Origin of the sequence: Kocuria nitroreducens, assembly GCF_042879195.1 — a bacterium.
GTDB lineage: Bacteria > Actinomycetota > Actinomycetes > Actinomycetales > Micrococcaceae > Kocuria > Kocuria nitroreducens.
The window spans coordinates 189,364-206,875 of record NZ_JBHZTC010000004.1; the positions used below are offsets into that span (position 1 = coordinate 189,364).

A 17,512-nucleotide genomic window follows, 5' to 3' on the forward strand; every position below is an offset into this window, starting at 1 on the left:
GCGGTCGGCGAACATGCGCTTGCATTCACGCTAGCAAAGCCATTGGGCCATCGACCCCCTCGGGACTGTCCCCTGTTAAGCACCTGTTTGCATGGATGTGCACTTGTAAAGTCATCGATGGGGTCCGGAACCACGCCGGGGGGCGTAGGAGGAGTGTTCCGGCCCCCGCACACTCGGGGGGAGTGACCAACGTGCTCAAGAAGAACATGTCCGTGCGGCCTGCCGCCTGGCGGGAGACGCACATCCGAAGTCTGCGCCGCGTGGACGCGCTGGCCCTGGCTGCCACGCTCGTGCTGACGCAGCTGATGCGCTTCGGCTTCGACCAGGAGGCGCTGGAGATCGGCCGGCTCACCGTGCCGTACTGGCTGGTGGGCGCCGTGCTCGGCGCGGCCTGGTGGGGCTGGCTGGAACTGCGGGGCGCGCGCGACGTGCGCCTGATCGGCTATGCCGTGGAGGAGAACCGGCAGGTGGTCGCCGCCACGCTGGTGCTCTTCGGTGCGATGGCGATCCTGTCCTACGTGCTGGACGTGCCGATGGCCCGCAGCTACGTGGTCATCGCGCTGCCGCTGGGCACGCTCCTGCTGCTCGCGGGACGCGGGCTGGTGCGGCGGGGGCTGACCCGCCGCCGGCTGGCCGGCGAGGCGATGTCCCGGACCCTGGTGGTCGGGCGGGTGCCGGGGGTCGTGGAGATGCTCAAGTCACTCCAGCAGAACCCGGCCGCGGGCTTCGACCCGGTGGCGGTCTACGCGCCGTCGTCGTCCCGGCTCCTGCCGCACCACCTGACCCGGGTGCTGGTGCCCGAGAACATGCTGCCGGCCGGGGAGGCGCCCAGCGTGGAGGGGATCGTAGCTGCGTGCCGCGCCCACCGCATCGAGACCCTGGTGATGGCCGCGAGCGCGCCGCTGAGCTCGGAGGAGGTCCGGCACCTGTCCTGGTACCTGGCCGACGAGCGCATCCGCCTGGTCCTCGACACCGGGCTCACCGACATCGCCGGCCCGCGCATCCACACCCAGCAGATGGCCGGGCTGCCGCTGATCCACGTCTCCACGCCGCGGCTGAGCCGGTCCCGGCGGATGCTCAAGCGCCTGGTCGACATCATCGGCGCCCTCACCGCGCTGATGGCCCTCTCCCCCGTCATGCTCCTACTCGCCATGATCGTCAAGGCACACGACGGCGGGCCCGTGCTCTTCGCGCAGGAGCGGACCGGCCTGGACGGCTCCCGGTTCAAGATGCTGAAGTTCCGCTCGATGTACACGGACGCCGAGGAGCGCAAGGCCGAGCTGATGGCCGCCAACGACGCCAAGGGCGGGGTGCTCTTCTTCATGGCGAACGACCCGAGGGTCACCACCCCGGGCCGGTGGATGCGCAAGTACAGCCTGGATGAGCTCCCCCAATTCCTCAACGTCCTCAAGGGCGAGATGTCCCTGGTGGGCCCCCGCCCGCCGCTGCCCTCCGAGGTGGCCCAGTACGAGGAGTACGTCCACCGCCGGCTGCGGGTCAAGCCCGGCATCACCGGTTTGTGGCAGGTATCGGGCCGGGACGACCTGGACTGGGAGCAGGCCGTGCGGCTGGACCTCTACTACGTGGAGAACTGGTCCCCGGTACAGGACTTCGTGATCCTGCTGCGCACGGTCAAAGCCGTGGTCGCCAAGGAAGGCGCGCACTGAAAGGCGGCCCCTTTCAGGTCAAGCGTTTGATTAAAGGCGATATGAAGGCGACTGGCACTGTTGAGCGGCGGACAGAACAAGAATCCGACGTAACCTCGAATCAATAGCGCGACTTCGCCACGGCACGTCATTTCGTGGCATCGAGAACAGGAAGTTTCGGCGGACGGCAAGAACCGTGAGGTCGGCTCCCACGGGCGTCAGAACCGATCGAATCGCATACGTCGCGGTAGTTCCGTTCCGTGACGCACCTGGTGCCCGATCTTTACCGCAACCTCGAACTGGGCTCTGACTAGGGGCGTAGTCTCAGAAGTGTCTACTCATCGGGGGGAAGAATGAAAAATCGGCGCGGGAGGATCGCCGCCGCCATGATGGCCGGCGCGCTCATGACCGGAGCTTTCGTCGCACCGGCTTCGGCATCGGCAGACGTTTCGGTGTCCAGATCCAGCAATGTTGCGGTCGGTCTGCAATTCGCGGACAAGAAGGCTGGCAAGAAGCACGACAGTTACGTCCAAGTCAGTCACTGGAAGTACGATCACAAATACAAGAAGTGGCACGTCGTAGAGCACTACAAGCACAGCCACCACGACTGGGCCGCGAAGTACGCCGCCGACAAGTGCCACGTCAAGTACGACTGGGCTCACAAGCACGCCCAATACGTCGAAAAGCACGACGTGAAGCACTGGTACGAGGTCTGCAAGTACAAGAAGCACAACACGTGGTACAAGATTGAGTACGCCGACAACAAGCACTGATTGTTCGGCCGCACCAAGGAAATGCCCCGCCGATACGCCGGCGGGGCACTTCCGCGCCCCAAGCGCCCAGACGTACGGGAGATTCCAGCGGCTCCTCGTCTCCAACGCCATGTCAGATCGGCACGGGCGCACAGTTCGGAGCTCCACGAAGCACACCAACATCTTGAGACTCGAGCAGTACGGCTCGATCCATCTCGTAGTCGGCCACCGCGGGAACGAGGTCCACGCCGTGGAAATCGGTGATCCATCCGTGGTCCATGTCCGCTTCGTGCTTAGCGCCCAGCGAGCACGCCGGGACCAGCGCGAACGGTACCCGGTAGTCCGTCCACCGGTGGGTGAGCTCAGGGAAGCGCCGGCCCTCGGATATGGCCTCCAGCACTGCCTGAAGACCCGGGTCGTGGCCGGAGGCCAGTCGATGGGAGAACAGACGGACCCGCTACTGCGCTCCGGCGGCAGCTGTGGCGATAGGCATGCTGAGGGTCACGTTCATCGGGGGATTCCTCCCGGGACGCTGCGTGGATCGGCGGCCTACCTGCCCTGTTCCAAGCTCCGTGAGCCGGGCGGCAGGGGCGTGTCCCGCACCTGCCGGCTTCCCCAGCCTCCGCCACCTCGCGGCGGAATGGAGCCACTGGAACAGTGCATGGTGGGAGAGGCAGGTGGGGCCCTGTGACGATGTCACAAAAATGTGGCGAACCGTCATGGTGCTGCTGGCCGCCGGGGTCCTCAGCGGTGCCCGTGGAGCCTGCCTGCCACGCCACCAGGGGGTTGACTGCGGTGGTCAGCGGTTGCTCCAAAGAGTCCTAAACCCGCCATGACCTGCAGGAACACGGCTGACCCACTGGCCACTCTTGAGGGGGCGCCTCAGGGCGGCGGCTGTCGCGTTGACCAGCCCATCCCTCCACACAGAGAAAAGAGGGTCCAACGACTCATTGCCATATTGACGTTTGTCCTAGTCGCACTCTTGAACCCCCCTCAGATCCCCTTCTACCGTGGTGTTACCCAGTTCACAGGGAAGGCCCATCTCACAGGCCTTGACATGTTTTCTTTCGCGTGCATGACGATGTCTTCGTCATGCCCTTTTTAGGGGACACCATGAACGATCTGCGCAAAACCCTCGCCGGTGCGGCCATCGCGGCCGCCCTTCTCGGAAGCTCACTGGGCTCCCCCGCGTTCGCGGGCGGGGACCATGACCATGAGTCTAAGGGTGATCACGAACACAAATCCAGCGATCACCACAAGGATTACAACGACGACGACAAGCACGACGAGGACGACGACAAGTACAAGCGCGGCGGCTGGCACCACGACGACAAGCACGACGAGGACGACGACAAGTACAAGCGCGGCGGCTGGCACCACGACGACAAGGACGACGAGGACGACGACAAGTACAAGCGCAGCGGCTGGCACCACGACGACGAGGACGAGAAGAACGAAGACGACAAGGACGAGGACGAGAAGGACGAGGACGACAAGGACGAGGACGAGAAGGACGAGGACGAGGACGAGAAGGACGAGGACGAGAAGAACGACGACGAGTCCAAGCACAGCGGCTGGTACCACGACGAGAACGAGAACGGCGAGAAGGACGACGACGAGAAGTACCACCACGAGCACGTCTGGAAGCACGACGGCAAGGGCTGGTACCACGACGAGAACGAGAACCACGAAAAGGACGACGACGAGAAGTACCACCACGAGTACAACTGGGAGCACGACGGCAAGGGCTGGTACCACGACAAGGACGAGGACGGCGAGGAGGACGAGGACGAGGACTACGCGCACGCTTGGAAGGACCATGACCGGGACGGCAAGGAAGATCGCGACGACGACGACGACGACAACGACGGCTACAAGGACAAGCACGACAACGATGACGACAACGACGGCGAGGAGGACAAGCACGACAAGGACAGCGAGCACAGCCACGCCTACCACGGCAAGGGCTGAGCTCTTCGGTGCTGAACTGACGGACGAGACTCGCATGATCCGATGTGAGCAGTTCATACTGTCCCCTACGCCGTCATTGGTCTAGGAGAGCCGTCTCGTCGCGCGGGCCCTTCCGGGGCAGGAGCACGGACATGGGGCAGCCAAGGCGCCACCCCTCATGACGTAGGAGCACCCCACCCGTTGAGCGGGTGGGGTGCTCCTGCGTCATCGACTGGCCGGCCGCGGTCGGGTGTCCAGGACTCGGACCGGCTGCTCAGCAGGAGACGCGATGACTGCCCAGGTCGACAAGTCATCGGTGGTGGGTCAGCACGCAAGCCACCGGCAGGAGCCCGAGTGGGTGGTCGGCCCGACGCTACCATCGCGTCCGGAGTCGCTGGTAGGAGTGCGGCCCGGTGAAGCCGCCCACCACCAACCCATGGTGTTGACCGAGTGCGGAACGATGCGCGATTCCGTAGCGGGCAATCCACGCAGTGATCCCACGGGCAGGCAGCAGCCGCCGGCACGTGTCGTGGTCGTAGCCGCGCTCGGCGAACAGCTGGCGAGGCTTGCGACGGGGCCGGTGCTGCGCGGGCGGAGACACCCACTCCACGCTACGGACGGTGCCGTCACGGTCAGACATTGACCTACCGTGGGACGTGGAAACGAGTGAAGGGAGTGGACGGATGGCCGATTATCCGCAGTTGCAAACCACCGTGCTGGACGCGACGGACGTCCGGGGTCTGGCGGAGTTCTACCGGACGCTGCTGGGCCTGCAGTACCAGCCCGGGGACGATCCCCCGGCGGACGGTTCCGCCGACGATTCCGAGTGGCTGGTCCTCACGGACGCGAGGGGAGTACGGCAGCTGGCGTTCCAGGCCGTTCCCGCACTTCCCCGGGTGACATGGCCCGATGCCTCCGGCGTCGCGCAACAGCTGCACCTGGACCTGACCGTCCCGGACCGGGAAGCGCTCGAAGTCCAGCGGAAACGGGCGCTCGAGCTGGGCGCCGAACAGCTGCTCGATCGCACGGAGGACCTGGACGAACCGCTGTACGTGTTCGCCGATCCGGCCGGCCATCCGTTCTGCGTCTTCGTCGCGTAGGCCCCACAGCACTCCCCTGCATCGCCCGAAAGAGTCTCGGCGAATGTGTCAACGCACGTACGCCTGCGAGGCGAACGGCATCGCTCGTGTGGTCCTTACCACATCCCGGCAACATGGACTAGACGATGGTCGACACCTAACCACTCTCCGCATAGGAACAAGCGCCTGGCAATAGACTTTTGTCCGGTGCGAAGGGGACCATGTGGGGACAGAAATCGGCTCCCACTAGGGGCATTGCCCGGATACGCTCGGAGTACCCGAAGATCCGTACCCCTCGACGGACGAGAGAGATTCCGATGCGTACCTCCCCCCTTGCCACCGATATCCAGCACTACCTCGAGGCCTGCTCCCCCGCGGGCCTCGCTCTCCTGGAGCTCGACATCGTCGAGGACGTCGCCGAGCTCACCCTGGCCTTCACCCCCGAGGCCCTCGACCGCGTGCTGCGCACCCAGCTGCGCACGGCCGGCACCCCGAGCGACTGGGACTGCCCGAAGGCGTCCATGGACGTCGGTACCCCCACCTGGGCCTACGCCCTGGAACTGTCCTACCTCTTCAACGAGTACTACTTCGGCGACGTGGTTCTCGAGCGCCACGAGGTCGCCCTGGGCGAGATCCTCGCCGCCCACGGCCACGAGGGCACGCCCGTGGTGATCCGCCCGGCCTACGCCGCCAGCTGCCTGGCGCTGAACCTGCGCCGACTCAAGGCCGAGCACCTCCGCAACGCCGGCCACATTGCGCCGGAGGCCCGTGCCGCCTGAGCGGCTCGCCCCTTGGTGCTCCGGTCCCCCGGTTGGGGGACACGAAACGGCATCTTACGCGTCGCGGCGAACTTCCCCGCCCGACGACGTGATCCCCGTCACCACTAGGCACAACGCCGCCCCGCGAGTTCCCGGCACAGGCGGGTGCAGGTGCAAACACCTTTCGTCATAGAGCCTATTTCATCGATTTGCGCCACTAAACTGGCGACAAGTGCAATGCAGCACGCGGTCCACCGTCTCCCCCAAGGGCTGGGAAGAGACAACCCCAGGTGCCCGCGTGCTCTTTTGGGGAGGGAGCACCACCATGCTCAAGGTCAACCACGTCGCGCACGCGGCCACGGATCAGCACACCCAGGGGCAGGCCGAGCAGCGTCACCGGGTCCACGCCGACCGCACCCCTGCGTCCCAGACCGGCTGGCGCTCCGCCTACCTTAACCGGCTGCGCTGGGCCGACGCCCTGGCCGTGGTTGTCGCCCTTCTCGGCACGCACCTGCTCCGCTTCCAGCTCGAGCACGCCGGCCTGGAACTGGGGCCGCGGTCCGTGCCCTACGCCATCGTGGGTATCGTCCTCGCCATCGTGTGGTGGACGCACCTGGGCCTGCGCGGCGCCCGGGACGTCCGGCTCATCGGCCACGGAATGGAGGAGACCCGCCAGGTCGTCACCTCGAGCCTGATCCTCTTCAGCGCGATCGCCATCATCTCCTTCGGCTTCGACCTCCCCACCGCCCGCAGCTACGTCCTGATCGCCCTGCCCCTCGGCGTCGGGCTGCTCATCCTCGGCCGATTCGCCGTGCGGGACCGGCTGGTCAAGGCCAGGTATCGGGGCGAGGCCCTCTCCCGGACCATGGTGGTCGGGCGCCTGGGCGGTGTCACCGACCTCATCAAGTCCCTGCGCCAGCACCCGACCTCCGGGCTCGAGGCCGCCGCCGTCTACGTCCCCGAGACCCGGCACCCCATGCCGGCCGAGCTGCAGCGCGTCAAGCTGCCCCTCAACGCCCTAGCCCCCGGTGAGCGCCCCTCAGTGCAGGGGGTCATGGACGCCTGCCGGCGACACGGCGTCGAGACGGTGGTGCTGTCCTCGAACGTGCCGCTGAGCACCACAGAGATCCGCCACCTCAGCTGGGAACTCGCCGACGCCCACATCCGGCTCGTCATGGACACCGGCCTCACCGACATCGCCGGGCCCCGCATCCACATGCAGCAGGTGGCCGGGCTCCCCCTCATCCACGTGGCCACACCACGCCTGAGCCGCAGCCGGGCGCTCACCAAGCGCCTCATGGACATTCTCGGCTCGGCCACGGCACTCCTGCTTCTCTCCCCCGTCCTGCTCACCCTGGCTCTCATCGTCAGGGCGCACGACCAGGGCCCCGCCTTCTTTGCCCAGGAGCGCATCGGCCGAGACGGCAGCCGCTTCCGGATGCTGAAGTTCCGCAGCATGCGCACCGACGCCGAGCAGGTCCTGCAGCGCCTCAAGGAGCAGAACGAGGGCGCCGGCTTGCTGTTCAAGATGAAGGACGATCCCCGCATCACCAGCCCCGGGAAGTGGATGCGCCGCTACAGCCTCGATGAGCTCCCCCAGTTCTTAAACGTCATCAAGGGCGACATGTCCCTGGTGGGCCCCCGTCCTCCGCTCCCCTCCGAGGTGGAGCAGTACGAGGAGTATGTCCACCGCCGGCTGCGGGTGAGGCCCGGAATCACCGGCCTCTGGCAGGTGTCCGGAAGGTCGAATCTAGATTGGGAGCAGTCGGTCCGTTTAGACCTCTACTACGTGGAGAACTGGTCGCCGGTGCAGGACGTTCTCATTCTGGGACGCACGCTTAAGGCCGTAGTCGCAAAGGAAGGCGCCTACTGAGCGATTAGGATGATCCTGAGGTTATCCACAAAGGTTACCAAAATACACTTACAACACAATTTAGGTTTGAGTGCAACCATAAAACAAACTTCCAAAATCTAAGTGTGCGGCCAATAGCGATAGCAGCGACTACCGCAGAACAGGGCTTCGCCACCTAAGTACATGTAAGGAATCAAAATTTGACTGGCATAATTGTCGACGAGTGGATTGAGCCCACGGGTGGAGCCGCCAAGGTCCTAAGGTGCATGATGGAAACATATCCAGATGCCGCGGTCCTTGCTCTTTGGAGCGATTCTACCGACGAAATACTCGAAAACCGACTTTCGGAAACTTGGCTCGCACGCACAAAATTGCGAAATAACAAGGCCCTGGCTCTTCCCTTTATGCTCGCCACATGGCGACGACAAATGATGAACGAAGCGACCTGGACCCTAGTATCTTCGCACTTGTTTGCCCACCATATTAAGTTCTTAGACAGCAAGCCTGAAGCCCAAAAGTTCGTCTACGTACATACACCAGCGCGTTATATTTGGGAGCCATCGCTCGACCCACGTGGTTCACATCCCATGGTTCGAGCTACTTCACAAATCCTAAAAAGTATTGACAAGAAGCGCGCGGCCGAAGGCTCCAATTTCGCAGCCAATAGCCACTACGTTAAAGAACGCATTCATAGAACATGGAACCAGGAAGCAACCGTAATATATCCACCGGTAGATGTTGAGAAAATTCAAAACGTTTCCACCTGGAAAGACGTTCTCGGCCCCACGGATGAAACCATTCTCAACGACCTCCCTGATAATTTCGTGCTTTCGGCATCAAGATTCGTACCTTATAAGAAGCTCGAAATGGCAATCGAAGTGGCCGAAGCCGGCAACATCCCTGCAGTGATCGCTGGTAACGGCCCCGACGAAGGGCGATTAAGGCATCTTGCGGATCAAGCTTCAGTCCCGGTCTACTTCGTAACGAAGCCAACTGATGACTTATTGATAGCGCTATACCAGAAGTGCGTCGCTTATGTGTTCGCCGCGGTGGAGGATTTCGGCATCATGCCAGTAGAAGCAATGGCCGCTGGGACGCCCGTCATCTGCGGTGATAAAGGTGGTGTGATCGAAACAGTCAAGAACGAGCACACGGGTATCCATCTGCACTCCGACGATCCAGCCGAACTTAAGCGAGCACTTGAAAAAGCAGACAGCCTTGATTCCAATGCCATAAAAATTCATGCACAACAATTCGATTCTTTGATTTTTAAGGAAAATCTGGTTAAATGGACGGGGAAAACGCCTAATAACAGTGACAGCGGGCTCTCCGCCACGCATACTCACAGGAGCAAAAATTAAATGCGAGTCGTTATAGTTGCAGCGCCTCTCATCATGACTGGCGGGGTGTATCAGTCAACCAACGAACTAGTTGAAACTGCAAGAACTTACGGACTTGACTGGTCATCGATTGTCGTAATGCGCTCCAGTAATGACCCTGGGACCTCCACGACAGGCCAAACTTCCTACAGTGTAGCCACTCGTGGCATACAGGGACTCGGTGAAATCAGAAGGATTCTGAAAAACGATAATTTTATAAAATCAGCCGACGCGATAATTTCGATGATTCCACAAACGGACGTACTCTTTGCCAGCCTTCCACGGTGGCGGCGCCAAGTGCGCATTAGCTATGTGAGGGGAGCCCCCTGGCCGAGCAGGGGAGAAACAAATCCCATCAAGCGGTTAGCGTGGAAAACAATGGAATCCGTGGCACTCAAGCGCATGGACGAAGTTTGGACAACGACGGAGGTCATGCGCGACGAATTTGAGTGGCCATCGGCAAAAATAGTTCCGGCAGGTGTTGCCAACCTTGAAAATATAGGACAGAGACATCCCAAAGGTACAGCCGTGGTTTGGGCGGGAAGAATGTCTCAGGAAAAGAACCCGGATCTTTTCCTTGATGTCATGAAGGGTTGCACGCACCGTGGACTTATGTTTGGCGACGGCGAAATGCGCCAAAAACTCTCCGAGGCGGCCCCGACCAATGTAAATTTCCCTGGCTGGTGTGATCCACAAGAACTCTGGAATGAAGCGGGCGTTTTCTTGGGTACCTCACATCGTGAAGCTTTCGGAAGAAGCGCCGTCGAGGCGGCCGCCAGGGGAATCCCAGTCATATTAACAAAAGCATTCGGGGCAGCTCCGCTCATCTATACAGATGCTAAGTTGAGAGAGCAATTTATTCTGGATGCAAATAATACATCAAGATGGCGTGCAACTCTAAATGCCATCCTGACTGACGATCAACTCAGAAATGAAGTCTCGAATCATGTAAAGCAGAATGCCCTAAAACTGACAATGAAATCTTCAGTAGAAGCCATTAACGAACAACTCACAATTCTTCTTTGCAATAGTCAGAATGCAAGTGAGGCCAACAATCGATGATGTCCAACGCTGCGCCGACTTCATTAAACCAACCAACTGTGCTTCATCTCGACCATAGCATTGAAGCCGGCGGTGCTGAAATTGCGCTAGCCCGTATTTGCGCAAAGTCGGAACTCTGGAATCCAATAGTAGCTGTGCCAGTTGCGCCAGCCGGGACACAATCAGAAAGCCGTTTCGATGGAGCAAATGGCAAGTACGCCGTAAAGAGTATAGGACCGTATCAAAGACATGGTGCAACATCCGGTCATGCCATGCAGACTGTTCTTCACACTTGGCGTGCCCTAAGGCAAGCAGCAGCGCTCCGTCTGTCCCCTGAATTCCGAAAATCTCATGTCATTCACGCGAACACGACAAGAGCGGGTCTATATGGCTCTATTGCGTGCCTGGGTAGTGGACGGCCATTCGTCGTACATCTTCGAGACATGGTGACACCCGAGAGCCTCGGTAAAGTCGGCGCGTGGATATACTCACGGGTTGTGCTTCCGAAGGCAAATGCCGTCATAAGCAATTCAGAGTCGACACTGGCTACTGCAAAGCCCTTTATAAGGTCGCGTACGTTGGTTGAAGTTATTCCGAGTCCAACTGGTATGACGCGACCCACTTTTCCCGTGCAAACAGCCAAGAGTGTTTCACGAATCGGAATGGTTGCGCGCATAGATCCCTGGAAAGGTCAGGACATGCTCATTCGCGCCTTCGCAAATGTGTATAAAGACCAGAACGTGAAACTCGTGCTAGCAGGTTCCCCCGCCTTCGGACACGAGGATTATTGGGATGACCTTCATTTGCTCGCGGGTAGACTTGGGGTAGCAGACCAAGTGCAGTTCTTGGGACACGTTGAAGACGTGGGTGCGCTTCTGCACAGTCTTGACGTCTGCGTACAAGCATCCATACGCCCGGAACCCTTAGGTCAGAACGTACTGCAATATTTGTACTGTGGCCGGCCAACAATTGCTGCAAATGATGGCGGTCCCCGGGAATGGATCGAAGACGGACAGACTGGCCTGCTGTTTCGCACGGGTGACATATGTTCCCTCGAAAACGCCCTGCGAGTGATACGTGATCCAGACGTCCGCCGTGAGTTGACGACGAATGCTCTCAGACGCAGCAACGTGCCCAGCGACCAAGAAATAAGCGACAGGCACGCAAATGTATTCATATCGGTAGTAGGCAGGCAGTACAATTCCAATAGCGGCCGAGACAGTCGTTAGGGCACTCGATCAATAGGTTTTCGATTACGGAGCGCGTCGCCCCTTCGCCTTGTATACGTCAATCGACCTTTGACAAGACCTAGAGCAAGACCTGATAACTATGATTTGCGGCCTATATGCTCGCGTACGAAGTGTGTTTTCGGCATAAGTAACTCCACTACAGAACGGACTGTTTTGACTACTCTCGTCGTTGTCGGACAAGGATATGTTGGTTTGCCCCTTGCGGAGGCTGCCTCCAGCCGCGGCATTGCTGTTTACGGGCTTGATTTGAACGAGTCTACTGTTCAACAACTGAATGGTGGATATTCTCATATTGATGACTTGGCAAACGACGATGTATCTAGAATGTTGACCCAAGGATATAAAGCAACAAGCGATTATTCGGTGGTCAGGGAAGCGGATTTCGTCACAATCTGTGTGCCCACCCCTCTTGGCTCTGACGGCGGCCCCGATCTTGGTCCGGTCATTTCATCGGCAAAATCGATCGCCGAACATCTTCAATCTGGCACTACAGTTATATTGGAGTCTACGACTTATCCTGGAACAACCGAGGAAGTACTCGTGCCGTTGCTCGAGGAATCTGGACTAATTCATGGTCTCGATTTTCATGTGGCGTTCTCTCCTGAACGAGTTAATCCGGGATTCCCCGAGTACGGCATTCGAAATACTCCGAAGCTTGTCGGGGGGGTTACTAGTGAGGGCACTCAAAGTGCAGTTCGCTTTTATTCGGAGTTTGTAGAAACGGTTGTGCCTCTTAAGGGAGCCAAGGAGGCAGAAATGGCGAAGTTGCTTGAGAACACGTACAGGCACGTCAACATAGCCCTCGTCAACGAAATGGCTCGTTTTAGCCATGAGATGGATATTGACATTTGGGAAGTAATTCGTGGCGCAGCTACCAAGCCTTTCGGTTTTCAGAAGTTCAGCCCCGGTCCAGGTGTGGGGGGGCATTGCATTCCCATTGATCCGAATTACTTGAGTCATCACGTCAAAAAAACTTTGGGCTACCCGTTTCGATTTGTCGAACTGGCGCAGGAAATTAACAACAACATGCCCGCATACGTTGTTCAGAGGACTGTTGAATTACTTAATGGGAAACGCAAATCCCTTAATGGATCTTCGGTTCTTCTTCTTGGTGTTACATATAAACCCAATATTGCTGATCAGAGAGAAAGTCCGGCTGTGCCCGTTGCAGAGCAGCTTGTAAAGGCTGGAGCCGACGTCTGTTTCTATGATCCTTACGTAGAAACCTGGAACATTCCCAGTGGGCCACTAATGCGTGTCTCTTCTCTTCGGTCGGCCGTAAAGTCAGCGGATCTTGTATTGCTTCTTCAGGCCCACGAGGATTTTGACTTTGACGGACTTTTAGAGGACTCGAAGCTCTTTTTTGATACCCGTGGAGTTGCTGGCGTGCGGGCTGCCACTCTTTAGTTCTTTGGTGCTCATGGGCCTGTGAAGTTATTCGTCTTCGGATTCCCTCACAGGCTCCGCCCCATACCGGTGTCTTGTTCGTAGTGGCTCCGTTGCTATATCGTCGAGCGACACTCCACGGAGTCGGATTATCCGATTGAACTGTTCGCGACTGACTGAGCCGCCGATATTCACTCACCTAGCCTCCACTTGTAAATAGCGACAACCTACGTGAAAGTTCTTCAGGTGTCCCTTCGCAGTAAAGCTTTTCGAGCCTCGCGCATTACTTTGTTATCCACCCTAGTTGCGTTGGCTAGTCAGTTTATTCTCTTCGCGCTTTTTGCTCGGCTTCTCGAGCCGTACCAGTTGGGATTGGTGGCTATTGTCGGTATTGCTAATGCATTCCTCGACGTATTTATTGGTCTTGGCCTACCTGCCTCACTGATTCATAGCCGAAGTCTCACTTCGAGGGAGACTTCAAGTGTTTATTGGACTGTCGTGGCGTCCAATACATTCTTGGCGGGATTACTTGTAGCGATATCACCAATCATCGCCGATGTTTACGGCGATGAGGCACTGGTACAAATTTTGTCGTTGGCTGCCCTGGCCATCGCCATTAATGGTTTCGGCCAGGTTCCAAAGGCCCTTTTAGAGAGACGGCTACGGTTTAAGCGTGTTGGCCAAGCGGAAATTTGCTATTCCGTGACTCTTCTTACCATCGCGATTTATTTGTCAGTGGCTGGTTGGGAAGCGTACTCCTACGCCTGGGCTCTCGTTGCCGCTTCGACCATACGAACTGTGATTTGGGTATTTGGTGCCCGTTCAACTTTCATCCCTCGTCTGTACTGGCGAGTACATCTGTTGCGGCGATTCTTGAGATTCGGTGCCTTTCAGGCGGCTGACGGTATTGTAACCTTCGTTAATAACTATATTAGTTCTCTGATTCTCGGAAGATTCGTAGGGCCCACTGCTCTTGGCGGTTACACTCTGGCCTACAACTCAGCGGTTCAAACGCCAGCTAAGTTGAACCCTATTATTACCCGCGTCATGTTCCCTGTTATGTCATCTATTCAGACCGACCGCCCTCGCATTGCGTTGAACTACTTGCGGGTGAGTTCTTTGTGTGTGTTGGCGCTGGGTCCCGGCTTGATCGCATTAGCCATAGCGGCCGAAAATTTTATGGTTGTGGTTTATGGCGAAAGCTTTCGAAATTTTTCCGCTGTTTTATCCGTGCTTTGCTTGTCCGGTGTTTTGAGAGCTTACCGAAACCCGATGGGTGCGATGCTGTCTGCGACCGGGTTTGTACGGCTTGCGCTATACACAAATTTGATTCGCAGCGCACTAACCGTTCCAATTGTTGTATATTTAGTTATCAATTGGGGCTCCATCGGCGCGGCGTGGGGCGTTTTTGTTTCAAACTTGCTGGGTTTCGTGGCCGGAATGTTTTGTTCATATTTGGCTTTGAACATCCGAGTTGTGGTCTATGTTCTAGAACTACTTAAGGCATTATTGCCATTTGGATGGATGGCTTTGCTGGTTTTTGGCATTGGGTTTGCATTGAACGACGTTATTCCCACATTGGGCGTTTTGTTTTGTCAAAGTGGTTGCGGAGCCATTGCCTACATGCTTACATGTTATTTTTCAAAGCATCCTACGTTGATGTACGTCAGGCGTTTTGTTTTGGGTCTTAGTCGCTAAGGTGCTCGTGTTGCTTCCCTGTGCCTATTATATTGCTGGCACTTCGGGACTGCCGCACCGATAGGTGGCGTTGATGATGGAAGCGTCTTCGTCGCCGGCGCGTGTGACTCTGTAGGTGACTGACGGCCAGTGGGGCTTGTCTTGCAACTGATCCGCCCGCGGGCCGGTGGCGAAGACACGGCCCGATGCATGTCGGCCAGAGGCGAGCATGACTTCATACGAGCTTGGTCAGCCCCGTCAACGTCTTGTCTGCCCGGCCCCTGGCCGACGTGCCCACTGGTGAGGAAGGCACGGTCCCATCATGACAACATCCATCACCGCAGTCATCGACTCCGCACCTGAACTCGAGGTCGTCGCTGGCGTCGACACACACGCTAATACCCATCATGTCGCGGTTCTGAGTGCCATCGGCGCCCGGTTGGGAGACCTGCAGGTCCCCGCGACGACCACAGGCTATGCGCAGCTTCTGGTCTTCATCCGGTCCTTCGGCAGCACCCGGCTCGGCGGTATCGAGGGCACCAGCTCCTACGGCGCCGGCCTCACCCGGTACCTCATGGCCCACGGGGTCGAGATCCGCGAGGTCGTTCGTCCCCGACGAGCCCAACGCCGGCACGGGAAATCCGACCCGATCGACGCCTACGCCGCCGCTGCACAGGCCCTGGCCGACCCGGAGGCCCTGCCGATGGCCAAGACCGGTGACGGGGTAATCGAGCAGATCCGCGTGCTGCTGGGCGTGCGGCGTAGCGCGATCAAGGCCCGTGTCGCAGTGATCCGCCAGATCAAGTCCATGCTGATCACCGCACCCGAGGAAGTCAGGACCCGCTGGAAGGGGTTGAACGAGCGCCGCTTGGTCGAGTCCTTGGCCGCCACCCGACCGGGACCGTCCACCGGCTCGGTGATCACAGCCACCGGTCACGGGCTGCGGCGACTGGCACGCCGTCACCAGTACCTCACCGTCGAGATCACCGAGCTCGAGGACGATCTGCGAGTCCTCGTTGGCCGTGCCGCACCGGCGATGATCGCGACCAAAGGCTACGGCGTGATCACCACCGCGACTCTCCTGGTCACTGCCGGGGCCAACCCCGAACGGCTGCGATCAGAAGCCTCCTTCGCCGCCCTGTGCGGAGCCGCACCGATCCCGGCGTCGTCGGGGAAAACGAACCGGTACCGTCTCAACCGCGGCGGGGACCGGCAAGCGAACTGGGCTCTGCACCAGATCGCCTTGGTACGACTGTCCCACGAGCAACGCACCAAGAACTACGCGGGGCGACTGCGAGCCAACGGGAAGTCGAAGAAGGACGTCCTGCGGTGCCTCAAACGTGCAATCGCCCGTGAGGCATTCCACCTCATCGTCCACCCCGAACCCGTGCCCGCGACCGAGGATCTCCGAGACCTCCGGCACCAGCGAGGAGCCACCCTGGTCCAGGCCGCGATGAGCATTGGAGCAGAACCCACCCGGCTGAGCGAACTTGAACGCGGCAAACGCCCCAACGCGGACCTGGCCACCGCCTACCGTGTCTGGCTCACCGCCGCTTGACACGCATAGGAGCATCACCTGATCTGGCTTGCCCGCAGGGCGGCCCGGAAGGATGTTGCTGTGCCCGCTCCCTATCCCCAAGAGTTCCGTGACGACGTCGTGCGCGTGGCCCGGGCCCGCGAAGACGGCGTGACACTGGCACAGACCGCCAAGGACTTGCGTCTCCACGAGATGACCCTGTCGAAGTGGATGCGCCAGGCTGACGTGAAGGACGGGCAGAAGCCTGGGACCACCAGAGCCGAGTCGGCCGAGAACCGTGAACTGAAGAAACGGATCCGCCTGCTCGAGCAGGAGAACGAGGTTCTGCGCCGGGCGGCGGCCTATCTGTCCCAGGCGAACCTGCCGGGAAAAGGTACTACCCGCTCGTGAGTGAGCTCGCCACCTACGGGATTCCCGTCGCGGTGACGTGCCGGGTCCTGAAGCTCTCCCGCCAGCCCTACTACCGCTGGCTGACCGACCCTGTCACCGACGCCGAATTGGCCGAGGCCTACCGGGCGAACGCCCTGTTCGACGCCCACCAGGACGACCCGGAGTTCGGCTACCGCTTCCTCGTCGACGAAGCCAAGGACGCCGGCGAGGTGATGTGTGAGCGCAGCGCATGGCGTATCTGCCGGGACCACCGGTGGTAGTCCGCCTTCGGGAAGAGGCGCGCGAAGAACGGGAAGAAGCCCGGCCCGCCCGTGCACGATGACCTCGTCGCCCGCAACTTCACTGCCGGCGGACGGAACCAGCTGTGGCTGACCGACGTCACCGAGCACAAGACCGCCGAAGGCAAGCTGAAACTGTGCACGATTAAGGAGGTCTTCTCCGGGCGAATCGTCGGGTACTCCATCGACTCGCAAACGACAGCACGGCTGGCCGTTCCGGCGCTGCACAACGCGGTCGCACGGCGCGGTGACGTGGCCGGCTGCTTCGTCCACTCGGACCGCGGGTCGCAATTTCGATCACGGAAATTCGTCCCCGCCCTGAACCGCCACGGACTGGTTGGCTCGATGGGCCGGGTCGGTGCGGCAGGGGACAACGCTGAGATGGAGAGATTCTTCGCCCCGCTGCAGGAGAACGTCCTCGACCGTCAGTCCTGGAGCACTCGAGAGCAATTGCGCAACGCTGATGTCTAGAACTGACAGAGGTTGTTGACACTCGGGTCTTCCGATCCTAGGAAGACTCCCATGACAAGAGACGAC

General features: G+C 59.6%; 11 protein-coding genes and 2 pseudogenes. All 13 read left to right on the plus strand.

All coding sequences use genetic code 11. From position 1 onward, the window contains the following. Positions 1 to 206: 206 nt before the first annotated feature. Complete coding sequence (locus ACFYE1_RS04100) at positions 207 to 1,667, plus strand: sugar transferase (protein ID WP_387740213.1); 1,461 nt, start codon at positions 207 to 209, stop codon at positions 1,665 to 1,667. Between the two features lie 332 nt (positions 1,668 to 1,999). Beyond that, positions 2,000 to 2,419 carry a hypothetical protein gene (locus ACFYE1_RS04105; RefSeq protein WP_387740215.1) on the plus strand — a complete coding sequence of 140 codons (420 nt, stop codon included), beginning with the start codon at positions 2,000 to 2,002 and terminating at the stop codon, positions 2,417 to 2,419. A gap of 1,092 nt (positions 2,420 to 3,511) precedes the next feature. Next, positions 3,512 to 4,369: a hypothetical protein gene (locus ACFYE1_RS04110; protein ID WP_387740217.1), complete on the plus strand. Its 858-nt coding sequence runs from the start codon at positions 3,512 to 3,514 to the stop codon at positions 4,367 to 4,369. A 662-nt stretch (positions 4,370 to 5,031) separates the two neighbouring features. Continuing rightward, positions 5,032 to 5,448 (plus strand): VOC family protein, encoded by a 417-nt coding sequence (locus ACFYE1_RS04115; RefSeq protein ID WP_387740220.1) that lies wholly within the window; start codon positions 5,032 to 5,034, stop codon positions 5,446 to 5,448. 296 nt (positions 5,449 to 5,744) lie between these two features. Further along, positions 5,745 to 6,206 carry a hypothetical protein gene (locus ACFYE1_RS04120; protein WP_387740222.1) on the plus strand — a complete coding sequence of 154 codons (462 nt, stop codon included), beginning with the start codon at positions 5,745 to 5,747 and terminating at the stop codon, positions 6,204 to 6,206. A gap of 277 nt (positions 6,207 to 6,483) precedes the next feature. Beyond that, positions 6,484 to 8,058, plus strand: coding sequence for a sugar transferase (locus tag ACFYE1_RS04125; protein ID WP_387740224.1), 1,575 nt, complete (start codon positions 6,484 to 6,486; stop codon positions 8,056 to 8,058). A 245-nt stretch (positions 8,059 to 8,303) separates the two neighbouring features. Next, positions 8,304 to 9,398, plus strand: coding sequence for a glycosyltransferase (locus tag ACFYE1_RS04130; RefSeq protein ID WP_387740226.1), 1,095 nt, complete (start codon positions 8,304 to 8,306; stop codon positions 9,396 to 9,398). 405 nt (positions 9,399 to 9,803) lie between these two features. Further along, positions 9,804 to 10,478 (plus strand): glycosyltransferase family 4 protein, encoded by a 675-nt coding sequence (locus tag ACFYE1_RS04135; protein ID WP_387740227.1) that lies wholly within the window; start codon positions 9,804 to 9,806, stop codon positions 10,476 to 10,478. A 251-nt stretch (positions 10,479 to 10,729) separates the two neighbouring features. Next, positions 10,730 to 11,686 carry a glycosyltransferase gene (locus ACFYE1_RS04140; RefSeq protein ID WP_387740262.1) on the plus strand — a complete coding sequence of 319 codons (957 nt, stop codon included), beginning with the start codon at positions 10,730 to 10,732 and terminating at the stop codon, positions 11,684 to 11,686. Positions 11,687 to 11,860: 174 nt separating this feature from the next. Beyond that, positions 11,861 to 13,114: a nucleotide sugar dehydrogenase gene (locus ACFYE1_RS04145; RefSeq protein ID WP_387740229.1), complete on the plus strand. Its 1,254-nt coding sequence runs from the start codon at positions 11,861 to 11,863 to the stop codon at positions 13,112 to 13,114. 210 nt (positions 13,115 to 13,324) lie between these two features. Further along, complete coding sequence (locus ACFYE1_RS04150) at positions 13,325 to 14,791, plus strand: MOP flippase family protein (RefSeq protein ID WP_387740231.1); 1,467 nt, start codon at positions 13,325 to 13,327, stop codon at positions 14,789 to 14,791. A gap of 301 nt (positions 14,792 to 15,092) precedes the next feature. After that, a pseudogene (locus ACFYE1_RS04155) lies at positions 15,093 to 16,142 on the plus strand (IS110 family transposase); the annotation flags it as partial. Between the two features lie 246 nt (positions 16,143 to 16,388). Continuing rightward, a pseudogene (locus ACFYE1_RS04160) lies at positions 16,389 to 17,437 on the plus strand (IS3 family transposase); the annotation flags it as partial. Between the last annotated feature and the right edge of the window lie 75 nt (positions 17,438 to 17,512).